The 16,714-nt window shown below is 73.5% G+C and carries 13 protein-coding genes and 1 pseudogene; 7 read left to right on the forward strand and 7 right to left on the reverse strand.

Features of this window, described 5'->3' with window-relative positions; translation table 11 throughout:
• Nucleotides 1-329: 329 nt before the first annotated feature.
• Nucleotides 330-1,010, reverse strand: a complete 681-nt coding sequence (locus AB0399_RS20895; RefSeq protein WP_366412352.1) for an RDD family protein — start codon at nucleotides 1,008-1,010, stop codon at nucleotides 330-332.
• A gap of 201 nt (nucleotides 1,011-1,211) precedes the next feature.
• On the opposite strand from AB0399_RS20895, the pseudogene AB0399_RS20900 reads away from it, so the two are divergent.
• The 5 genes and pseudogenes from AB0399_RS20900 to AB0399_RS20920 form a co-directional block, all read left to right on the forward strand.
• Nucleotides 1,212-2,088: pseudogene (locus AB0399_RS20900) on the forward strand (bifunctional methylenetetrahydrofolate dehydrogenase/methenyltetrahydrofolate cyclohydrolase); the annotation flags it as partial.
• Nucleotides 2,068-2,517, forward strand: coding sequence for a DUF3017 domain-containing protein (locus AB0399_RS20905; RefSeq protein ID WP_366412387.1), 450 nt, complete (start codon nucleotides 2,068-2,070; stop codon nucleotides 2,515-2,517). The pseudogene AB0399_RS20900 and the gene AB0399_RS20905, both read left to right, overlap by 21 nt.
• Before the next feature lie 702 nt (nucleotides 2,518-3,219).
• Entirely contained in the window at nucleotides 3,220-4,095 is an 876-nt protein-coding gene (locus tag AB0399_RS20910; RefSeq protein ID WP_366412353.1) for a helix-turn-helix transcriptional regulator, read from the forward strand.
• A 228-nt stretch (nucleotides 4,096-4,323) separates the two neighbouring features.
• On the forward strand, nucleotides 4,324-5,313 hold the full coding sequence (locus tag AB0399_RS20915) for a malate dehydrogenase (RefSeq protein ID WP_329365632.1): 990 nt from the start codon (nucleotides 4,324-4,326) through the stop codon (nucleotides 5,311-5,313).
• Nucleotides 5,314-5,679: 366 nt separating this feature from the next.
• Nucleotides 5,680-7,338: an LCP family protein gene (locus AB0399_RS20920; RefSeq protein WP_366412354.1), complete on the forward strand. Its 1,659-nt coding sequence runs from the start codon at nucleotides 5,680-5,682 to the stop codon at nucleotides 7,336-7,338.
• 30 nt (nucleotides 7,339-7,368) lie between these two features.
• Here the strand turns inward: AB0399_RS20920 and AB0399_RS20925 are convergent, their stop codons facing one another.
• Nucleotides 7,369-8,853, reverse strand: coding sequence for a PLP-dependent aminotransferase family protein (locus AB0399_RS20925; protein WP_329365628.1), 1,485 nt, complete (start codon nucleotides 8,851-8,853; stop codon nucleotides 7,369-7,371).
• A gap of 49 nt (nucleotides 8,854-8,902) precedes the next feature.
• On the opposite strand from AB0399_RS20925, the gene AB0399_RS20930 reads away from it, so the two are divergent.
• Nucleotides 8,903-9,415 (forward strand): carboxymuconolactone decarboxylase family protein, encoded by a 513-nt coding sequence (locus AB0399_RS20930; protein WP_366412355.1) that lies wholly within the window; start codon nucleotides 8,903-8,905, stop codon nucleotides 9,413-9,415.
• On the opposite strand, the gene AB0399_RS20935 is transcribed toward AB0399_RS20930, so the two are convergent.
• From AB0399_RS20935 to trpS, 3 genes are all read right to left on the reverse strand, one after another.
• Nucleotides 9,393-10,271, reverse strand: a complete 879-nt coding sequence (locus AB0399_RS20935) for a hypothetical protein (RefSeq protein WP_366412356.1) — start codon at nucleotides 10,269-10,271, stop codon at nucleotides 9,393-9,395. The two genes, AB0399_RS20930 and AB0399_RS20935, sit on opposite strands and share 23 nt — an antisense overlap.
• Before the next feature lie 397 nt (nucleotides 10,272-10,668).
• The gene (locus AB0399_RS20940) at nucleotides 10,669-11,241 is read right to left on the reverse strand and encodes a 2'-5' RNA ligase family protein (protein WP_329365621.1); all 573 of its coding nucleotides are present in this window, start codon (nucleotides 11,239-11,241) and stop codon (nucleotides 10,669-10,671) included.
• Nucleotides 11,242-11,370: 129 nt separating this feature from the next.
• Nucleotides 11,371-12,384 (reverse strand): tryptophan--tRNA ligase, encoded by a 1,014-nt coding sequence (trpS, locus tag AB0399_RS20945; RefSeq protein ID WP_329365619.1) that lies wholly within the window; start codon nucleotides 12,382-12,384, stop codon nucleotides 11,371-11,373.
• A gap of 192 nt (nucleotides 12,385-12,576) precedes the next feature.
• Here trpS and rocD point away from each other — a divergent pair, with 192 nt between their 5' ends.
• On the forward strand, nucleotides 12,577-13,830 hold the full coding sequence (rocD, locus tag AB0399_RS20950) for an ornithine--oxo-acid transaminase (protein ID WP_366412357.1): 1,254 nt from the start codon (nucleotides 12,577-12,579) through the stop codon (nucleotides 13,828-13,830).
• Between the two features lie 476 nt (nucleotides 13,831-14,306).
• Here rocD and AB0399_RS20955 read toward each other — a convergent pair whose 3' ends face one another.
• Both AB0399_RS20955 and AB0399_RS20960 read right to left on the reverse strand, forming a co-directional pair.
• Nucleotides 14,307-15,068, reverse strand: a complete 762-nt coding sequence (locus tag AB0399_RS20955; protein ID WP_328468289.1) for a decaprenylphospho-beta-D-erythro-pentofuranosid-2-ulose 2-reductase — start codon at nucleotides 15,066-15,068, stop codon at nucleotides 14,307-14,309.
• Nucleotides 15,069-15,084: 16 nt separating this feature from the next.
• Nucleotides 15,085-16,452 (reverse strand): FAD-binding oxidoreductase, encoded by a 1,368-nt coding sequence (locus AB0399_RS20960; RefSeq protein ID WP_329365616.1) that lies wholly within the window; start codon nucleotides 16,450-16,452, stop codon nucleotides 15,085-15,087.
• Nucleotides 16,453-16,714: the final 262 nt, after the last annotated feature.

Raw genomic sequence — 16,714 nt, forward strand, 5'->3', positions numbered from 1 at the left:
GTATGTGCGGCTCCCTCCGCGAAAGGAGCCGCACCCCGTGAGGCGCGCTGTGCAGCGGTGGCGCGCCACAAACAAGGGGCGCGGGGAACTGCGCGACCAGCCCCTCACCGGGGGAAGGTCCGGGGAGCCCCCGCAAGGGGCAGACTGTGCGGGCGCTCAGCGCGTCAACGGAACGGGCTCAAGCACACGGGAGGGGGCGCCCCCGAAGGGAGCGAGGTTCGTTCCGCGGAAGAGCCGCAAGTTGCCCAGGGGCGCGGGGAACGGCGCGACAAGCCACCCACCGGGGGTGGTCCCGGAACCGGGGGTCCGGGGGCACCCGGGGGGTCCGGTCAACCGTTGTCACGGATAACCACGGTGTGGACCATTTTGTCCGCCCAGGTCTGGTGCTTCTCGTCCCAGAGGGGCCAGAGGAAGCCGAGGCAGCAAGGGAGCGAGTCGAGTGCGTGGAGGATGCGGCGGCCGAAAGCGCGCCAGAACCCGAGCGCGGAGCCGTCCGCCTCGCGCAGGAGCCGGATGCCGACGATGCGCTTGCCGGGGGTCTGCCCGGTGCGGCCCTCGCGGTAGGCGAGGAAGAGGAGCGCGGCGAGCGACAGCAGCGCGCCGACGAGCATGAGCATGGCCGAACTGGTGGGCACGCTCGGGGTGGTGCACTGCGACCGCGGGATGTCGTGGTCGTCGCAGGTGTTCCACGCGTCGACCAGCTTGCTCGCGAACCGGCCGTAGCCGGCGAAGAACAGGCCGCTCGGTATGAGGTTGAACATCAGCCCGTCCAGCAGCATGGCGCCGAGGCGGGCGCCCCAACTGGCCGGCGGCGGCATGCCGGGCGGGAGGTTGCTCGGGGCCGGGTAACCGTACGGACCTGCCTGGTAGCCGGGACCGGCACCGTAGGGCTGGCCGCCCTGGGGGTACGGACCCGGTCCGTACGAGGGTTGGCCGGCCGACGGCGGCTGCCCGTAGGGCTGCGGGGGCGGGTCACCGTACGGGTTGGCGGGACCGGGGGGCTGGCTCACGAGCGGATTCCTTGGCAGCAGGGGACGGGCGTGCGCGCACATCGTCGGGCCCGGGCGGGGGAGCGCGCAAGGGGCAGGCTTGCCCGGTTTGGCCGGACCGGTCTCGTTCCGCGCCGCGCCCGCAGGCCCTGCGGAGCCCGCCCGGTGTCCGGTTCGCGGGCGGATTGGTCGCCCGCCGGGCAGATCCGCGAGTATGGAGCCATGACCGCCCAGATTCTCGATGGCAAGGCCACGGCCGCCGCGATCAAGTCCGAGTTGACCGTCCGCGTCCAGGCGCTCAAGGACCGCGGTGTCCAGCCCGGTCTCGGCACCCTGCTGGTCGGTGACGACCCGGGTAGCAAGTGGTACGTCGCGGGCAAGCACCGCGACTGCGCGCAGGTGGGCATCGGCTCCATCCAGCGCGAACTGCCGGACACCGCCACGCAGGAGGAGATCGAGGCGGTCGTCCGCGAGCTCAACGCCGACCCCGAGTGCACCGGCTACATCGTGCAGCTGCCGCTGCCCAAGGGCATCGACACCAACCGGGTGCTGGAGCTGATGGACCCGGAGAAGGACGCGGACGGGCTGCACCCGATGAGCCTGGGCCGCCTGGTGCTCGGCGTTCCCGGGCCGCTGCCCTGCACGCCCAACGGCATCGTGGAGCTGCTGCGGCGGCACGACGTCGAGATCAACGGTGCGCATGTGGTCGTGGTCGGCCGTGGCATCACCGTCGGGCGGTCGATCGGGCTGCTGCTCACCCGCAAGTCCGAGAACGCCACGGTGACGCTCTGCCACACCGGGACCCGGGACCTGTCGGCGCAGTTGCGGCAGGCCGACATCATCGTGGCCGCGGCGGGCGTACCGCACATCGTCAAGCCGCAGGACGTCAAGCCGGGCGCGGCCGTGCTCGACGTCGGGGTCAGCCGTGACGAGAACGGCAAGATCGTCGGCGACGTCCACCCGGGTGCCGCCGAGGTCGCCGCGTGGCTCTCGCCGAACCCGGGCGGGGTCGGGCCGATGACCCGCGCGCTCCTGCTCCAGAACGTCGTGGAAGCGGCCGAGCGCACGGCGGCGGGCCATGTCGGCTGAGGCGGCGGGCCTTCCCGCGGAGGTGCCCGACGGCACCGCGCGTTCCGTGCCGCGCGAGCCCGGCGGGCGGCCCGAGGCCACGCGTGGCATCGCCCGGCCCGAGGGTGGGGGCCGTGCGGCCGGCAGCGACGCGCCCGCGCCCGCCCGGCAGTGGCCGATCATCGTCGTCATCGCCGGGGCGATCATCGGGCTCATCGTCACCGCGGCCGGGGCGTTTCGGGCCGGCACGGTCCTGATCGGGGCGTCGCTGCTTCTGGGTGCCGTGTTGCGCTGGGCGCTCACCGCTGTCGGGATGCTCGCGATCCGCAGCAGGTTCACTGACGTGATCACCTACGGGATTCTCGGTGCGGCGATCGTTCTGCTCGGGCTCATGGCCCAGCCGGACCCCCTGATCCGGATTCCGTTCCTGGAGGATGTCATTCACTTCTCTGTGCGCTGAGCTTGGCCCTGTCCCCCCGAAGTGGGTGGTCCTGTCGGTTCCGGGACCATCCCCCGGTGGGTGGCTTGTCGCGCCGTTCCCCGCGCCCCTGGGTAACCGCGGCTCTTCCGCGGAACGAACCTCGCTCCTTTCGGGGGCGCCCCCTCCCGTGTGCTTGAGCCCGTTCCGTTGACGCGCTGAGCGCCCGCACAGTCTGCCCCTTGCGGGGGGTCTCCGGATCTTCCCGCGGTGAGGGGCTGGTCGCGCAGTTCCCCGCGCCCCTTGTTTGTGGCGCGCCTCCGCTGCACAGCGCGCCTCAGTTGGTGCGGCTCCTTTCGCGGAAGAACCCGCAGCTTCCCAGGGGCGCGGGGAACTGCGCGGCCGGCCACAACGCACCGCAAGGTGAAGGCACGACCGCAAGGGGCACGGTCCTAGGGGCGCGGGGAACTGCGCGGCCGGCCACCCACGCACCGGGACTGTGAACGCGGCGGTCAGCGGGTTGCCGGGCGGCGGGCGGGAGCAGGCTGACAGCGCGGGGTGGCGGAGCCGGGGGAGGGGCACCCTTGGGTGCGCTCGCTTAGCACGGTGGGGGCTGAAACGGTGGGGGTCGGGGGAAAGTCGTCCGGTTGAGGGAACGTCGTCCTAGCGTGGCCGGGAAACGGGGTCGGGTGAGGGCGAGGGGTTGCCGTGGGGCAGTGGGAGCCGTTGGCGCACCGTATTCCGATGGACGTGCGGCGGCTTGCCACGCAGCTTCGCCGGATGAAGGACCGCAGCGGCCTGACGGTGCCCGCGTTGGCCGCGCGGACCGCGCAACCCGTGGAGACGTGGGAACGGGTCCTGGCCGGACGGCAGTTGCCGCCGCTGGACGCGGTGGAGGTGCTGGCCCAGGCGAGCGGAGCGGACTACGCCCGGGTCGGCGAGCTGTGGCGGCTGGCGGAGAAGGCGAGCACCGGTACGGGTGACCGGGGCAGGGGCAAGGCGGTGCCGCACCCCGACCCGCTGGACCCGCTCGGCGCGGAGGAGGGGCTGCCGGGCCGCCGCCGGCAGTTCCTGCTGCTGGCCACGGTCGCCCTGCTCGCGGTGGGCGCGCTGACCGCGGTCCTGCTGACGGCGGGACCGAGCACCGGCCGGGCCCCCGCGGGACAGGCGGACCCGTCGCTGACGGCGCCCGCCGCACCCGGCGCCTCCGCACCGGCCCAGGGGCACGGGAGCGGCGGCACCCCGCGGTCGCCGGGCCCGGGCGGCACCGCCACCGCGGGAACGGGCGACCAGAACCCCGGGGGCGTGGACCAGCCCCTCACCGGCGGCGGCGAACCGTCGGCGTCCGGCGCGGGCCCGAACGGATCGAGGGGCTCGGCCGGTTCGGCGGGCTCGGCCGGAACCTCCGCCACCGGCACCCCGGGCGGCAGCGGCGCCCCCGCCACGACCCCGCCCGCGGGCGGCGCGAACGGCGGCGCGGGCAGCGGCACCGCCACGGGCGGCGGCTCCGCCGACCCACCCTCCGCCCCGCCCACGAGCGCCGGCCCGACCCCGGACCCCAGCCCGTCCCACTCCCCGTTCTGCCTCGGCCTGATCCTGCTCGGCGTGTGCGTCGGCTGACGATCCGGCTGACGGCGCCGCGCCGTGCGACCCGGCCCCGTACGGCGCACGTACCGCCGTCGGTGACCCGGGCCACAGGAGGCAGCGTCATCTCCGCGCGCGGCGCGCGATAGCCTGGCGACTGGCTCTCTTGACGCCGAGAGATCCACGTTCGGGGCCGCTCGGGCCACTGCCGGGGCGACCGAGTACCCGCCAGTACCACCCGCAGCAGAAGGCCAGGAGAAGGCAATGACTCGCACTCCCGTCAACGTCACCGTCACCGGAGCGGCCGGCCAGATCGGCTACGCCCTCCTCTTCCGTATCGCCTCGGGCCACCTGCTCGGCGCGGACGTGCCGGTGAAGCTCCGGCTGCTGGAGATCCCGCAGGGCCTCAAGGCGGCCGAGGGCACTGCCATGGAGCTGGACGACGCCGCCTTCCCGCTGCTGCACGGCATCGACATCTTCGACGACCCGAACGCCGCGTTCGACGGCGCCAACGTGGCCCTGCTGGTCGGTGCCCGCCCCCGCACCAAGGGCATGGAGCGCGGCGACCTGCTGGAGGCCAACGGCGGCATCTTCAAGCCGCAGGGCAAGGCCATCAACGACCACGCGGCCGACGACATCAAGGTCCTGGTCGTCGGCAACCCGGCGAACACCAACGCGCTGATCGCGAAGTCCGCGGCCCCCGACGTACCCGCCGACCGCTTCACCGCGATGACCCGGCTGGACCACAACCGCGCGCTCGGCCAGCTCGCGAAGAAGACCGGTGCGGCCGTCGCGGACATCAAGCGCGTCACCATCTGGGGCAACCACTCCGCGACCCAGTACCCGGACGTCTTCCACGCGGAGATCGCGGGCAAGAACGCCGCCGAGGTGATCAACGACGAGCAGTGGCTCGCCGACACCTTCATCCCGACCGTCGCCAAGCGCGGCGCGGCCATCATCGAGGCCCGCGGCGCCTCCTCCGCCGCCTCGGCCGCCTCCGCCGCCCTGGACCACGTGCACACCTGGGTGAACGGCACCGCCGACGGCGACTGGACCTCCATGGGCATCGTCTCCGATGGTTCCTACGGCGTCCCGGCCGGCCTGATCTCCTCCTTCCCGGTGACCACCAAGAACGGCTCGTACGAGATCGTCCAGGGCCTGGACATCAACGCCTTCTCCCGGCCGCGCATCGACGCGTCGGTGCAGGAGCTGGCGGAGGAGCGCGACGCGGTCCGCGGTCTCGGCCTGATCTGATCCACCGGGGGCCGCCGGACCGGCACTCCTCCGGTCCTGGCGCCCGGCACGCCGGTTCCGTACGGCCCCGCCACTCATCCGTTGAGCGGCGGGGCCGTACGCGTCCGCACCGCCGTGGCGCTGTCGGGTTGGTCACAATGCCTGGGCGACACGGGCGAATCGCCCCCAAATGACCACCCCGAATGTGGAGACGGGGTGAAGGAACGCTGTGAAGTCGTGAGCGGACTGCAACCCGGCGCGGGTTTGGTGGGTCTCTGTTGGCGTTCCTGCCAGGTGTGTTCCGTTCGAGGTTGCGGGGAAACGCGTATGACCAGGTCCTCCAGTGGTTCGCGGAGGCACGCCCCGGGGCGCCCGGGGAGCGGCGCCGTGCCGGGGGCCGGCGGGGCGCCAGAGGACGGCACGCCGCCCGGGGCGGGCGCGCCGGGGCCGGCCGGCGGCGGGCGTGCCGCGGCTCGCAGGAGCCAGCGGAAGCAGGGCAAGCGGGGCGGCCGGCGGGCCCTGAAGATCGTCGGCCTGACCATGGGGTTCGTGCTGCTGCTCGGCTGCGGCGCCGCCGCCTACGCGTATTTCAAGCTGTCCGGCAACATCAAGTCCGACGACCTGTCCGCCAACGGCAAGAACGGCGCCGGCACGGAGAAGCCGGACGCGTTCGGCCGCACCCCGATCAACCTGCTGGTGATCGGGTCGGACCAGCGCACCGACGCGGGCGACAGGCAGCTCGGCGGCGCCGCCGACTCCAGCGGCGCCCGTGCCGACGTGGAGATGGTGGTGCACATATCCGCCGACCGTTCCAACGCGACCGTGATGAGCGTCCCCCGCGACCTGGTCGCCAGCTGGAGCGGCTGCCACGACAAGGGCCACCCCAGCATGGGCCCGCAGACCGACCAGAAGATCAACGCGGCGCTCAACGGCGGCCCGGGATGCAGCGTGGACGCCGTGCACCAGCTCACCGGGATACCCATCGACCACTTCATGATGGTCGACTTCAAGGGGGTGGTGAAGATGTCCAACGCGGTCGGCGGGGTGCCCGTCTGCGTCGACAACAACGTCTACGACCCCTACAGCCACCTGAAGTTGAAGAAGGGCAACCACGTGCTCAAGGGCGACGCGGCCCTGGAGTTCCTGCGTACCCGGCACGGCTTCGGCGACTCCAGTGACAGCCGCGGCCGCACCGTCGCGCAGCACATCTACCTCAACTCGCTGGTCGGCACCCTCAAGAGCCACGGCACGCTGAGCAGTCCGACCAAGCTGTGGAAGCTCGCCAACGCCGCCACCTCCGCACTGACCGTGGACAACGCGCTCGACACGCCGACCAAGTTGATCGGCCTCGCGAACGACCTCAACAAGGTCCCGCAGAACCGGATCACCTACGCTACCCTGCAGACCTACGACACCAAGGTGAACGGCGTCGACGAGACGCTGATCAGCAAGCCGAGCGCGCCCGCGCTGTTCCGTACCATCATCGACGACCAGTCGCTCACCACGGGCAGCGGCGCGAAGACGAAGGCGGCGGCCACGCCGACGGTGGCGCCCGGCACCATCGCCGTGCAGGTGCAGAACGGCTCGCGGGCCACCGGCCGGGCCGGCGCGATCGCGCAGGAGCTGATCGGCAAGGGCTTCAGCCCGCAGACCAGCTCCGGTGACGGCCCGGACACCACGACCACGTCGCTCAGCTACCCGGCCGGCGAGCAGGCACAGGCCCAGACCGTCGCCAAGGCGCTCGGGCTGCCGTCGAAGGCGGTCAAGCAGGGCACCGGCAACGGGATCGTGCTGCTGCTCGGCACCGACTGGACCACCGGCACGGTGTACCCGGGCGGCAAGTCCTCCTCGACGCCCTCCGACAGCAAGGCAGCGCTCGAGGGCGCCAACTCCAAGCTCAGCAAGTGCGCGCAGGTCAGTACCTTCGACGACGTCATCGGCCTGAACGCGGCCGGGCAGCCCACCTCCTCCGACCACACCTACGGCAGCACCTCGCCGACCCACGCCTACGCACTGAGCCCGAACATCAAGGACTCGGCGCCGTAAGGGCGTCGGGGCGCCGGGGGCTGGTCCAGGTCAGCCGCAGAACTCCGCGAGCACCTCGCACAGCAGGTCCAGCGCCCCGCCGAACGCGTGCTCGGGCGGGGTGGCGTAGCCGATCACCAGCGCGGGTCGGGCGGCGGTACGGGCACCCAGCAGGTCCAACCCGCCCAGCGCGAGACCGCGTTGCCGGGCCCGCTCGGTCAGCTGCTCCAACGGGCCCGCCGTCGGCGGGAGTTCGACGACCGCGTGCAGCCCTGCGGCGATGCCGGAGACCCGGACCGACGGCACCCGCTCGCCGAGCGCGGCCACCAGCCGGTCCCGGCGGGCCCGGTAGCGCAGCCGCATCCGCCGCACGTGCCGGTCGTGCGCACCGGACCCGATGAACTCCGCGAGCGTCAACTGGTCGAGTACCGGCGAGTGGTGGTCGGCCATCCGCTTCTCCCGGACCACCGCGTCCATGAGGTGCGGCGGCACCGTGATCCACGCCAGCCGCAGCCCGGGCGCCAGGCTCTTGCTCGCGGTGCCTGCGTACACCACGTGTTCGGGCGCCAGGCTCTGCAGGGCGCCGACGGGCTGGCGGTCGTAGCGGAACTCGCCGTCGTAGTCGTCCTCGAAGACCAGGCCGCCGGTGGCACGAGCCCAGTCGACGACCGCGGTGCGGCGCGCGGGCGACAGCGGGACGCCGGTGGGGAACTGGTGTGCGGGCGTGAGCAGCACCGCGTCCACGGTGCCGTCGAGGCGTTCCACCCGGGCGCCGTCACCGTCCAGCGGCAGCGGTACGGTCTCCAGCCCGGCGGCCCGCAGCAGCGTGCGGGTGTCGGGGAAGCCCAGCTCCTCCACCGCGATACGGCGCCCGCCGCGGGCGCGCAGCACCCGGGCGAGCAGGCCGACCGCCTGGACGAAGCCGGTGCAGACCATCAGCAGTTCGGGGTCGGCCCGCACGCCCCGCACCCGGGCCAGATACGCCGCGAGCGCCTCCCGCAGCTCGGGCCGCCCGCGCGGGTCGGAGTACCCGAACGCCTCGCTCGGCGCCGCGGTCAGCGCCCGGCGGGCGGCGGCGCCCCAGGCGGCCCGGGGGAAGGCGGAGACGTCCGGCGAGCCGGGCCACAGCGAGTACGGCAGCCGTACCGCGTCCGGCACCATCCCCGGCGGCCCCTCGGCGGCGCGCGCCCGGGCGGCCCCGGCCCGTACCGGCGGCGTGGCCTGGCGCGCCGCGACCGCCGTGCCCGACCCCTGCCGCGCGGTCAGCCAGCCCTCCGCGACGAGCTGCCCGTACGCGTCCGCCACCGTGTTCCGCGCCAGGCCCAGATCGCGGGCGAGCGCCCGGCTCGACGGCAGCCGCGTGCCCGGCGCGAGCCGCCCGTCCCGCACCGCCTCGCGCAGCGCCGCCTCCAGCCCCGCCCGCGCCCCCGCCCCCTGATCGCGCTGGGCGGCGAGGTCGAGCAGCAGGTCGTATCCGCCCGCGCGGCCAGGCGCGGCGCGGCGGCCCTGCTCCCCGGAAGTGGCCCGTGCAGTCATACGGCAAGTGGACCACGGGACGGAGCCACTTCGCGGCTACGTTGGCGGTATGAGCACTTCCGAGCATTCCTCCTCCGCCCCGGCCCCCGGCGCCGCCGGTGACGCCACCGTGGCCCCGCCGCCGCGCCGGATCGACCTCAACGACAAGGCGCCGGACTTCTACCAGGCGATGTTCGCGCTGGACAAGGCCGCGTCCGCCGGGCTCGACCCGGTCGTGCGCGAGCTGGTGCGGGTGCGCGTCTCGCAGCTCAACGGCTGCGCGTACTGCGTCGACAAGCACAGCGCCGACGCCCGCGGGCTGGGCGTCACCGAGCAGAAGCTCACCGGGCTGACGGTGTGGCGCGAGACCCCGTTCTTCACCGCGCGCGAGCGCGCCGCCCTCGCGCTGGCCGAGGCCGTCACCGAACTGGGCGCCCACGGTGTCCCCGACCCCGCCTACGACGGTGCCGCCGCGCTCTTCGACGAGGACGAGCTGCCCCGGCTGATCGCCCTGTGCGTGACGATGAACGCCTGGAACCGGATCGGCGTGACCTGCCGGCTCAGCCCCGTGACCCGAGCCTGACGCCCTGCGGCTCGGCGTCGGCGGCCTCCGCCGGCGCCCCGCCCTCCCCGTAGCGGGCCAGCGCGAGGCCGCCGGCCACCGCCAGCACGAACCCCGCGACGGCCGCCGGGGCCCAGCCGGCCCGGGTCCTGTCGTGCAGCGCGAGCACCCCGACCAGTGCGGGGCCGACCGTCTCGCCCAGCACCATCCCCGCGGTGGCCGCGGTGACCGAGCCCTGGTGCAGCGCCGAGGTCAGCAGCAGGAAGGCGGCGCCGCCGCCGACCAGCAGGGCGTACGACGCCGGGTTCGTGACCAGCGCCCGCGCCGTGACCGGGTCGAGCAGCCGCACCGCGACCTCCACCACGCCGAAGCCGAAGCCCGCGCCCAGGCCGAGCAGCGCGGCCCGGAACCGCTGCGGCAGCCTCCCGGCGGGTAGCGCGCCCAGCGCCAGTACCGCGAGTGCGGTCGCCAGGATCGCCCAGCGCAGGGTGCTGCCGCCGTGGCCCGAGCCCTCGCCGCCCGAGGCCAGCGCGAGCAGGGCCAGCCCGCCGCAGACCGTGGCCACCCCGGCCCACTCGCCGCGGGCGAGCCGCGTGCCGAGCAGCGGGCTCGCCAGGACCGCGGTCACCGCGAGGCTCGCGGCCAGCGCGGCGCCCACCGTGTACACCGGCAGGCCGCGCAGGGCGATCACTTCCAGTACGAAGCCGGCGCAGTCCAGGGCGAGGCCGGCGATGTACGGGGTCTGGCGGGCCGCGGCCACCAGCAGCCCCGCGGCGCCGCGGCCCTCTCCCGCGACCCGTGCGGCCATCGCTTGCAGTGCCGTTGCCGCGCCGAAACACACCGCGGCGCCGAGCGCCGCGACCAGTCCGATCCCCATTCGCCGATGTTACGGCGCCCCCGACCCCCCGGGTTGCCCCGGTCCCGCCCGTCTCGGGACCATCCCCCGGTGGGTGGCTTGTCGCGCAGTTCCCCGCGCCCCTGGGTGACTTGCGGGTCTTCCGCGGAACGAACCTCGCTCCTTTCGGGAGTGCCTCTTACCGTGTGCTTGAGCTCGTTCTGTTGGTGCGCTGAGCGTCCGCAGAGCTTGCCCCTTGCGGGGGTCTCCGGATCTTCCCCCGGTGAGGGGCTGGTCGCGCAGTTCCCCGCGCCCCTTGTTTGTGGCGCGCCACCGCTGCACAGCGCGCCTCACTTGGTGCGGCTTTTTTCGCGGAGGGAGCCGCACATACCCAGGGGCGCGGGAACCCACCAGCGGTCCGGGGTGCCCGGGGGGCTCGTTATCGTGGGGCGGTGACGCGGCGGCCGTGTTGGTGGGGGAGCGGGGGGAGGTCTTCCGCGCCGAAGGGATAGACGCGGAGCTGCCGCCAGACGTCGTCGGGGCCCTGTTCGTAGAGGGCGAAGCCGGACGCGGTCCACTCGGCGGCGAACCCCGCCAGCTCGGCCTGCGCCCGATCCATCGCATCCTCGGCGATGCCGTGCGCGATGGTGACGTGCGGGTGGTAGGGGAACTGGAGCTCGCGGGCCACCGGCCCGGACCGCACCTGCTCCTGGAGCTCACCGCACGCGGCATCCCCCTCGGCGATCCGCACGTAGACCACCGGGGAGACCGGCCGGAAGGTCGCGGTGCCGTCGAGCCGCATCACGAACGGCCGCCCGTACGAGGCGACCCGGGAGAGGTGCCGGCCGAAGCCGGGCAACTCCTCGCGGGCCACCTCCGTCGGCGGGAGGAGCGTCACATGCGTGGGGATCGCGAAGGCCGCGGGGTCACCGAACCCGGCCCGTCGCTCCTGCAACAGCCGTCCGTACGGCTCCGGGACCGCGATGGACACGCCGATGGTGGTGGTACCCACTGCGTTCACCTCTTTCCCGGGTCGCCTCACGGTCGTGCTCGTTCGTCCTGCTCAGTGTCGCGCGCATGCCGAGGAACCGGACAGCGACGTGCGTCACAACCCGATCCACCCGGCCGTACGGCCGGTACTTCAGTGCTTCGCCGGCAGGAAGCCGATCCGGTCGTACGCCAGCGCCAGTGTCTCGGCGGCGACGGCCCGTGCCTTCTCGGCTCCCTTGGCCAGAACGGAGTCCAGCGTCTCGGGGTCTCCCAGATACTCCTGCGTGCGCTCGCGGAACGGTGTGACCCACGCCACGAAGATCTCCGCGAGGTCGGTCTTGAGCGCACCGTAGCCCTTGCCCGCGTATCGCTCCTCGAGTTCGGCGATTCCGGTGCCAGTGAGGGCGGAGTGAATCCTGAGCAGGTTGCTGATGCCCGGCTTTTCCGTTTCGTCGTACCGGATGACCGTGTCGGTGTCCGTGACCGCGCTGCGGAACTTCTTCGCCGACACCTTCGGCTCGTCGAGCAGGTTGACCAGACCCTTGGCGGAGGCCGCGGACTTGCTCATCTTCGCGGTCGGGTCCTGGAGGTCGTAGATCTTCGCGACCTCGCGCACGATGTGGGCCGCGGGCAGGTTGAAGGTCTGGCCGAACCGCCCGTTGAACCGCTCCGCGAGGTCCCGGGTCAGCTCGATGTGCTGCCGCTGGTCCTCGCCGACCGGCACCGCGTCGGCCTGGTAGAGCAGGATGTCGGCGACCTGGAGGATCGGGTACGTGAACAGGCCCACGGTGGTGCTGTCGGCGCCCTGCCGGGCCGACTTGTCCTTGAACTGCGTCATCCGGGACGCCTCGCCGAAGCCGGTGATGCAGTTCATCAGCCAGCCGAGCTGCGCGTGCTCGGGCACGTGGCTCTGCACGAAGAGCGTGCAGCGCTCCGGGTCCAGGCCCGCGGCCAGCAGCTGCGCGGCCGCCAGCCGGGTGTTGGCGCGCAGCGTCGCCGGGTCCTGCGGCACGGTGATCGCGTGCAGGTCCACCACCATGTAGAAGGCGTCGTGGGTGTCCTGCATCGCGACGTACTGCCGGATCGCACCCAGGTAGTTGCCCAGGTGGAACGAGCTGGCAGTGGGCTGGATGCCGGACAGGGCACGAGGTCGCAGGTTGGCCATACCTCCATTCTCTCAGGCCGCGGGCCCGCGCCCACACCCCCGGGCGATGCCGTCGATCCTTCGACGCACGGGCGGGTCCGCGGGAGGTTTCACCGGGACGGCGGTGAGCGACGATAGAAACGAGGGCACCACCCCCGCCCCGCTCCAGGCCCGGCCTGGCTCCTGACGCATGACGAACGGAGTACGCACGTGATGAACGACGAACCCGGCACCTCGGCTTCCGGCAGCGCCCCGGCTCCCGACAGCACCACGACCGACCGTGAGATCGCGGTCGTCGAGGAGTACAGCGCGCACAACTACCACCCGCTGCCCGTCGTCGTCGCCTCCGCCGAGGGCGCGTGGGTGACCGACATCGACGGCCGCCGGTACGTCGACATGCTCGCCGGGTACTCGGCGCTCAACTTCGGCCACGGCAACCCGCGGCTGATCGCCGCGGCGAAGGCGCAGCTGGACCGGGTGACGCTCACCTCGCGGGCCTTCCACCACGACCGGTTCGGCGAGTTCTGCCGAGGGCTCGCCGAGCTGTGCGGCAAGGACATGGTGCTGCCGATGAACACCGGGGCGGAGGCGGTGGAGACCGCGGTGAAGACCGCCCGCAAATGGGGCTACCAGGTCAAGGGCGTGCCGGACGGCCGGGCGAAGATCGTCGTCGCCGAGGGGAACTTCCACGGCCGCACCACCACGATCGTCAGTTTCTCCACCGATCCCGAGGCCCGCGCGGACTTCGGCCCGTACACGCCGGGCTTCACGATCGTCCCGTACGGCGACCTCGCCGCGATGGAGGCCGCGGTCGACGACGACACCGTGGCGGTGCTGATCGAGCCGATCCAGGGCGAGGCCGGCGTGCTCGTGCCGCCGCCCGGGTACCTCGCCGGGGTGCGGCGGCTCACCCGCGAGCGCGGGGTGCTCTTCGTCGCCGACGAGATCCAGTCCGGCCTCGGCCGCACCGGCCGCACGTTCGCCTGCGAGCACGAGGACGTGGTCCCCGACGTCTACGTCCTCGGCAAGGCGCTGGGCGGCGGGGTCGTCCCGGTCTCCGCGGTGGTCGCCTCCCGGGACGTGCTCGGGGTCTTCCACCCGGGCGAGCACGGCTCCACGTTCGGCGGGAACCCGCTGGCGTGCGCGGTCGGCATCGAGGTCGTCGACATGCTGCGGACCGGGGAGTACCAGCAGCGGGCCGCGGAACTCGGTGACCACCTGCATCGCGAGCTCGCGGCGATCGCCTCCGGCGGGGCGGTCACGGCGGTGCGCGGGCGCGGGCTGTGGGCAGGGATCGACGTCGATCCCTCCCTCGGGAGCGGGCGCGCGCTCACTGAGCGGTTGCTTCGGCGGGGGGTGCTCGCCAAGGACACCCACGGGTCCACGATTCGGCTCGCGCCCCCGCTGACCATCTCCAAGGAGGATCTCGACTGGTCCTTGGAGCGGCTTCGCGATGCCTTGACCTGACCCCCGCAGCGGGTGGTCCCGCCCGCCCCGGGACCACCCCCGGTGGGTGGCTTGTCGCGCCGTTCCCCGCGCCCCTGAGTAACTTGCGGCTCTTCCGCGGAACGAACCTCGCTCCTTTCGGGGGTGCCCCCTCCCGTGTGTTTGAGCTCGTTCTGTTGGCGGGCTTGACACCCGCAGAGCCTGCCCCTTGCAGGGGTCGCCGGATCTTCCCCCGGTTGATGGCTGGTCGCGCCGTTCCCCGCGCCCCTTGTTTGTGGCGCGCCGCCGCTGCACAGCGCGCCTCACTTGGTGCGGCTCCTTTCGCGGAGGGAGCCGCACATACCCAGGGGCGCGGGGAACTGCGCGGCCGGCCACAACGCACCGGGACTGTGAACGCGGCGGGCAACCACCCCGAAGGGGCGCGGGGAACGGCGCGGGAAGCCACCCACCGGGGGGTGGTCCCGGGACGGCGGGGGCGGGGGACCCGGGGGGTCCTGTTACCGCGGAGTCGTGATGCGGCGGAAGAGGGGGCGGGGGAGGTGGCGGAGGGCGGACATGACGGGGCGGAGCCGGCCCGGCACCCAGATCACCTCGGCCCGGCGCCGCAAGCCGGACTCGATCGCGGCGGCAACCACCTCGGGTGTCGTGGCGAGCGGCGCGGCGGGCAGATGCGCCGTCATCCGGGTCCGCACGAATCCGGGCCGTACCGCCATGACATGGACCCCGCAGGGGTGCAGCGCGTCGCCGAGCCCCTGGGTGAACGCGTCGAGCCCGGCCTTGCTGCTGCCGTAGATGAAGTTCTCCCGCCGGGCGCGCTCCCCGGCGACGGAGGAGAGGACGACGAGGGAGCCGTGCCCCTGGCGCTGGAGCGCCGCCCCGCAGATCAGGGACGCGGAGACCGCCCCGGTGTAGTTGGTCGCGGCCACCCGTACGGCCGACAGCGGCTCCTGCTCGTCGCGCGCCTGGTCCCCGAGCACGCCGAAGGCGACCAGCACCATGTCGATGTCGCCCTCGGCGAAGACCTTGCCGAGGACCTCCTCGTGCGAGCCCGGGTCGAGCGCGTCGAAGCCGGTGACGTGCACGTCGGCGCCGAGCGCGGACAGCTCGGCCGCGGCGGCGTCCAGCGCGGGGGAGGGCCGCCCGGCCAGGTGCACCCGCCGGGTCCTGCGGGCGATCAGCCGCCGCGCGGTGGCCAGCCCGATCTCGGAGCCGCCGCCGAGCACCAGCAGGGACTGGGGAGCCCCGAACGCGTCCTTCATGAGCGAACTCCCTACGTCACAGCGCGAGCCGCCGCGCCAGGTCCGAGGTGATGGCGCCGCGCGGGTCGTAGCGGGCGCGCAGGGAACGGAAGTCGTCCAGCCGCGGGTACATCCGGGCGAGCATGTCGGGCCGCAGCCGGGAGTCCTTGGCGAGGTAGACCCGGCCGCCGGCGGCCGCGACCGCCTCGTCGAGCTCGTCGAGGAGCGCGCCGAGCCCCGGCAGCCCCGCGGGGATGTCCAGCGCGAGGGTCCACCCGGCCATCGGGAAGGAGAGCCAGCCCGGATCGCCCGACCCGAACCGTTTGAGCACCGCGAGGAACGACGGGCAGCCGCGGGTGCTCAGCCGGCGCACCACCGAGCGCAGCGTCTCCTCCTGGCCGTGCCCGACCACGAACTGGTACTGCACGAAGCCGGCCCGGCCGTAGACGAGGTTCCAGTCCGGCAGGCCGTCCAGCGGGTGGAAGAAGGTGGCGAGCTTCTGGAGCTGGCCGCGCCGCTCGCGGGGCGCCTTGCGGTACCAGAACTCGTTGAACAGCCCGACGGTGGTGCGGCCGAGCAGCCCGTCGGGCGCGGGGCGCGGCGGGGCCGGCAGCCGGCGCGGGCGGAACGCGAGGGGGGCGCGGCGGGCCCGCTCCGGCAGCGCTTCGAGCGGGGCGTGGTCGCCGCGGGTGAGCACGGCCCGGCCGGTGCGGGCGCCACGGGCGAGCAGGTCGATCCAGGCCACCGAGTAGCGGTAGTGGTGGTCGGCGGCGGTCATCCGGGCCATCAGGTCGTCCAGGTCGGTGGCCCGCTCGGTGTCCACGGTCATCAACGACGTCTCGACCGGCAGCAGTTGGATCGTGGCGGCCAGCACCACCCCGGTCAGGCCCATCCCGCCGGCGGTCGCCCAGAACAGCTCCGGCTCCGCCTCCGGGGTCACCAGCCGGGTCTCGCCGTCGCCGGTCAGCAGCTCGAAGGCGAGCACGTGGCGGCTGAAGGAGCCCGAGACGTGGTGGTTCTTGCCGTGGATGTCGGCGCCGATCGCGCCGCCGACGGTGACGTAGCGGGTCCCGGGGGTGACCGGCACGAACCAGCCGAGCGGCAGCAGCACCTCCATCAGCCGGTGCAGCGACACCCCCGCGTCGCACGTGACCACGCCGCCGACGGCGTCGATCTCGTGGATACGGTCCAGCGCGGTCATGTCCAGCACCGCGCCGCCCGCGTTCTGCGCCGCGTCGCCGTACGCCCGGCCCAGGCCCCGGGCGATGGCGCCGCGGCCGTCGCAGGCCCGTACCGCCTCGACGACCTCCTCGTACGTGCCCGGGCGCAGCAGCCGGGCGGCGGTCGGGGCGGTGCGGCCCCAGCCGGTGACGGGGGTGGTGGCCGGCGCGAGCGGTACGGGCATGTCCGTGAACGTACCGCCGGCCAACCCGGAGGAATGCCCTATTGGGTGAGGTTCGACGGTATATGCGGCTTTTCTCACCGTAACGGTCGATCGGGAGGGGTAAGCGCGGGTGCCGCACGGTAAGCATTCGCAGTCCGATGGCCGAATCGTATGACTCACGCGCCGTGCGCGACGCGCCCGGCGCACGCGACCCAGGGGACCCCGGGGGCGTGCACCCCGCACGCGACCCGGGGGGCGCGGCCGGCCATCGGCGCGAAGCCCG

This window comes from Streptomyces sp. NPDC088194 (assembly GCF_040702025.1).
In the GTDB taxonomy this organism is placed as follows: Bacteria; Actinomycetota; Actinomycetes; order Streptomycetales; family Streptomycetaceae; genus Actinacidiphila.

Coding starts and splice junctions, on each gene's coding strand:
- AB0399_RS20905 (WP_366412387.1), top strand. CDS start 2,068: ATGTCGGCTGAGGCGGCGGGCCTTCCCGCGGAGGTGCCCGACGGCACC.
- AB0399_RS20910 (WP_366412353.1), top strand. CDS start 3,220: ATGGACGTGCGGCGGCTTGCCACGCAGCTTCGCCGGATGAAGGACCGC.
- AB0399_RS20915 (WP_329365632.1), top strand. CDS start 4,324: ATGACTCGCACTCCCGTCAACGTCACCGTCACCGGAGCGGCCGGCCAG.
- AB0399_RS20925 (WP_329365628.1), bottom strand. CDS start 8,853: ATGACTGCACGGGCCACTTCCGGGGAGCAGGGCCGCCGCGCCGCGCCT.
- AB0399_RS20930 (WP_366412355.1), top strand. CDS start 8,903: ATGAGCACTTCCGAGCATTCCTCCTCCGCCCCGGCCCCCGGCGCCGCC.
- AB0399_RS20935 (WP_366412356.1), bottom strand. CDS start 10,271: ATGGGGATCGGACTGGTCGCGGCGCTCGGCGCCGCGGTGTGTTTCGGC.
- trpS (WP_329365619.1), bottom strand. CDS start 12,384: ATGGCCAACCTGCGACCTCGTGCCCTGTCCGGCATCCAGCCCACTGCC.
- rocD (WP_366412357.1), top strand. CDS start 12,577: ATGAACGACGAACCCGGCACCTCGGCTTCCGGCAGCGCCCCGGCTCCC.
- AB0399_RS20955 (WP_328468289.1), bottom strand. CDS start 15,068: ATGAAGGACGCGTTCGGGGCTCCCCAGTCCCTGCTGGTGCTCGGCGGC.
- AB0399_RS20960 (WP_329365616.1), bottom strand. CDS start 16,452: ATGCCCGTACCGCTCGCGCCGGCCACCACCCCCGTCACCGGCTGGGGC.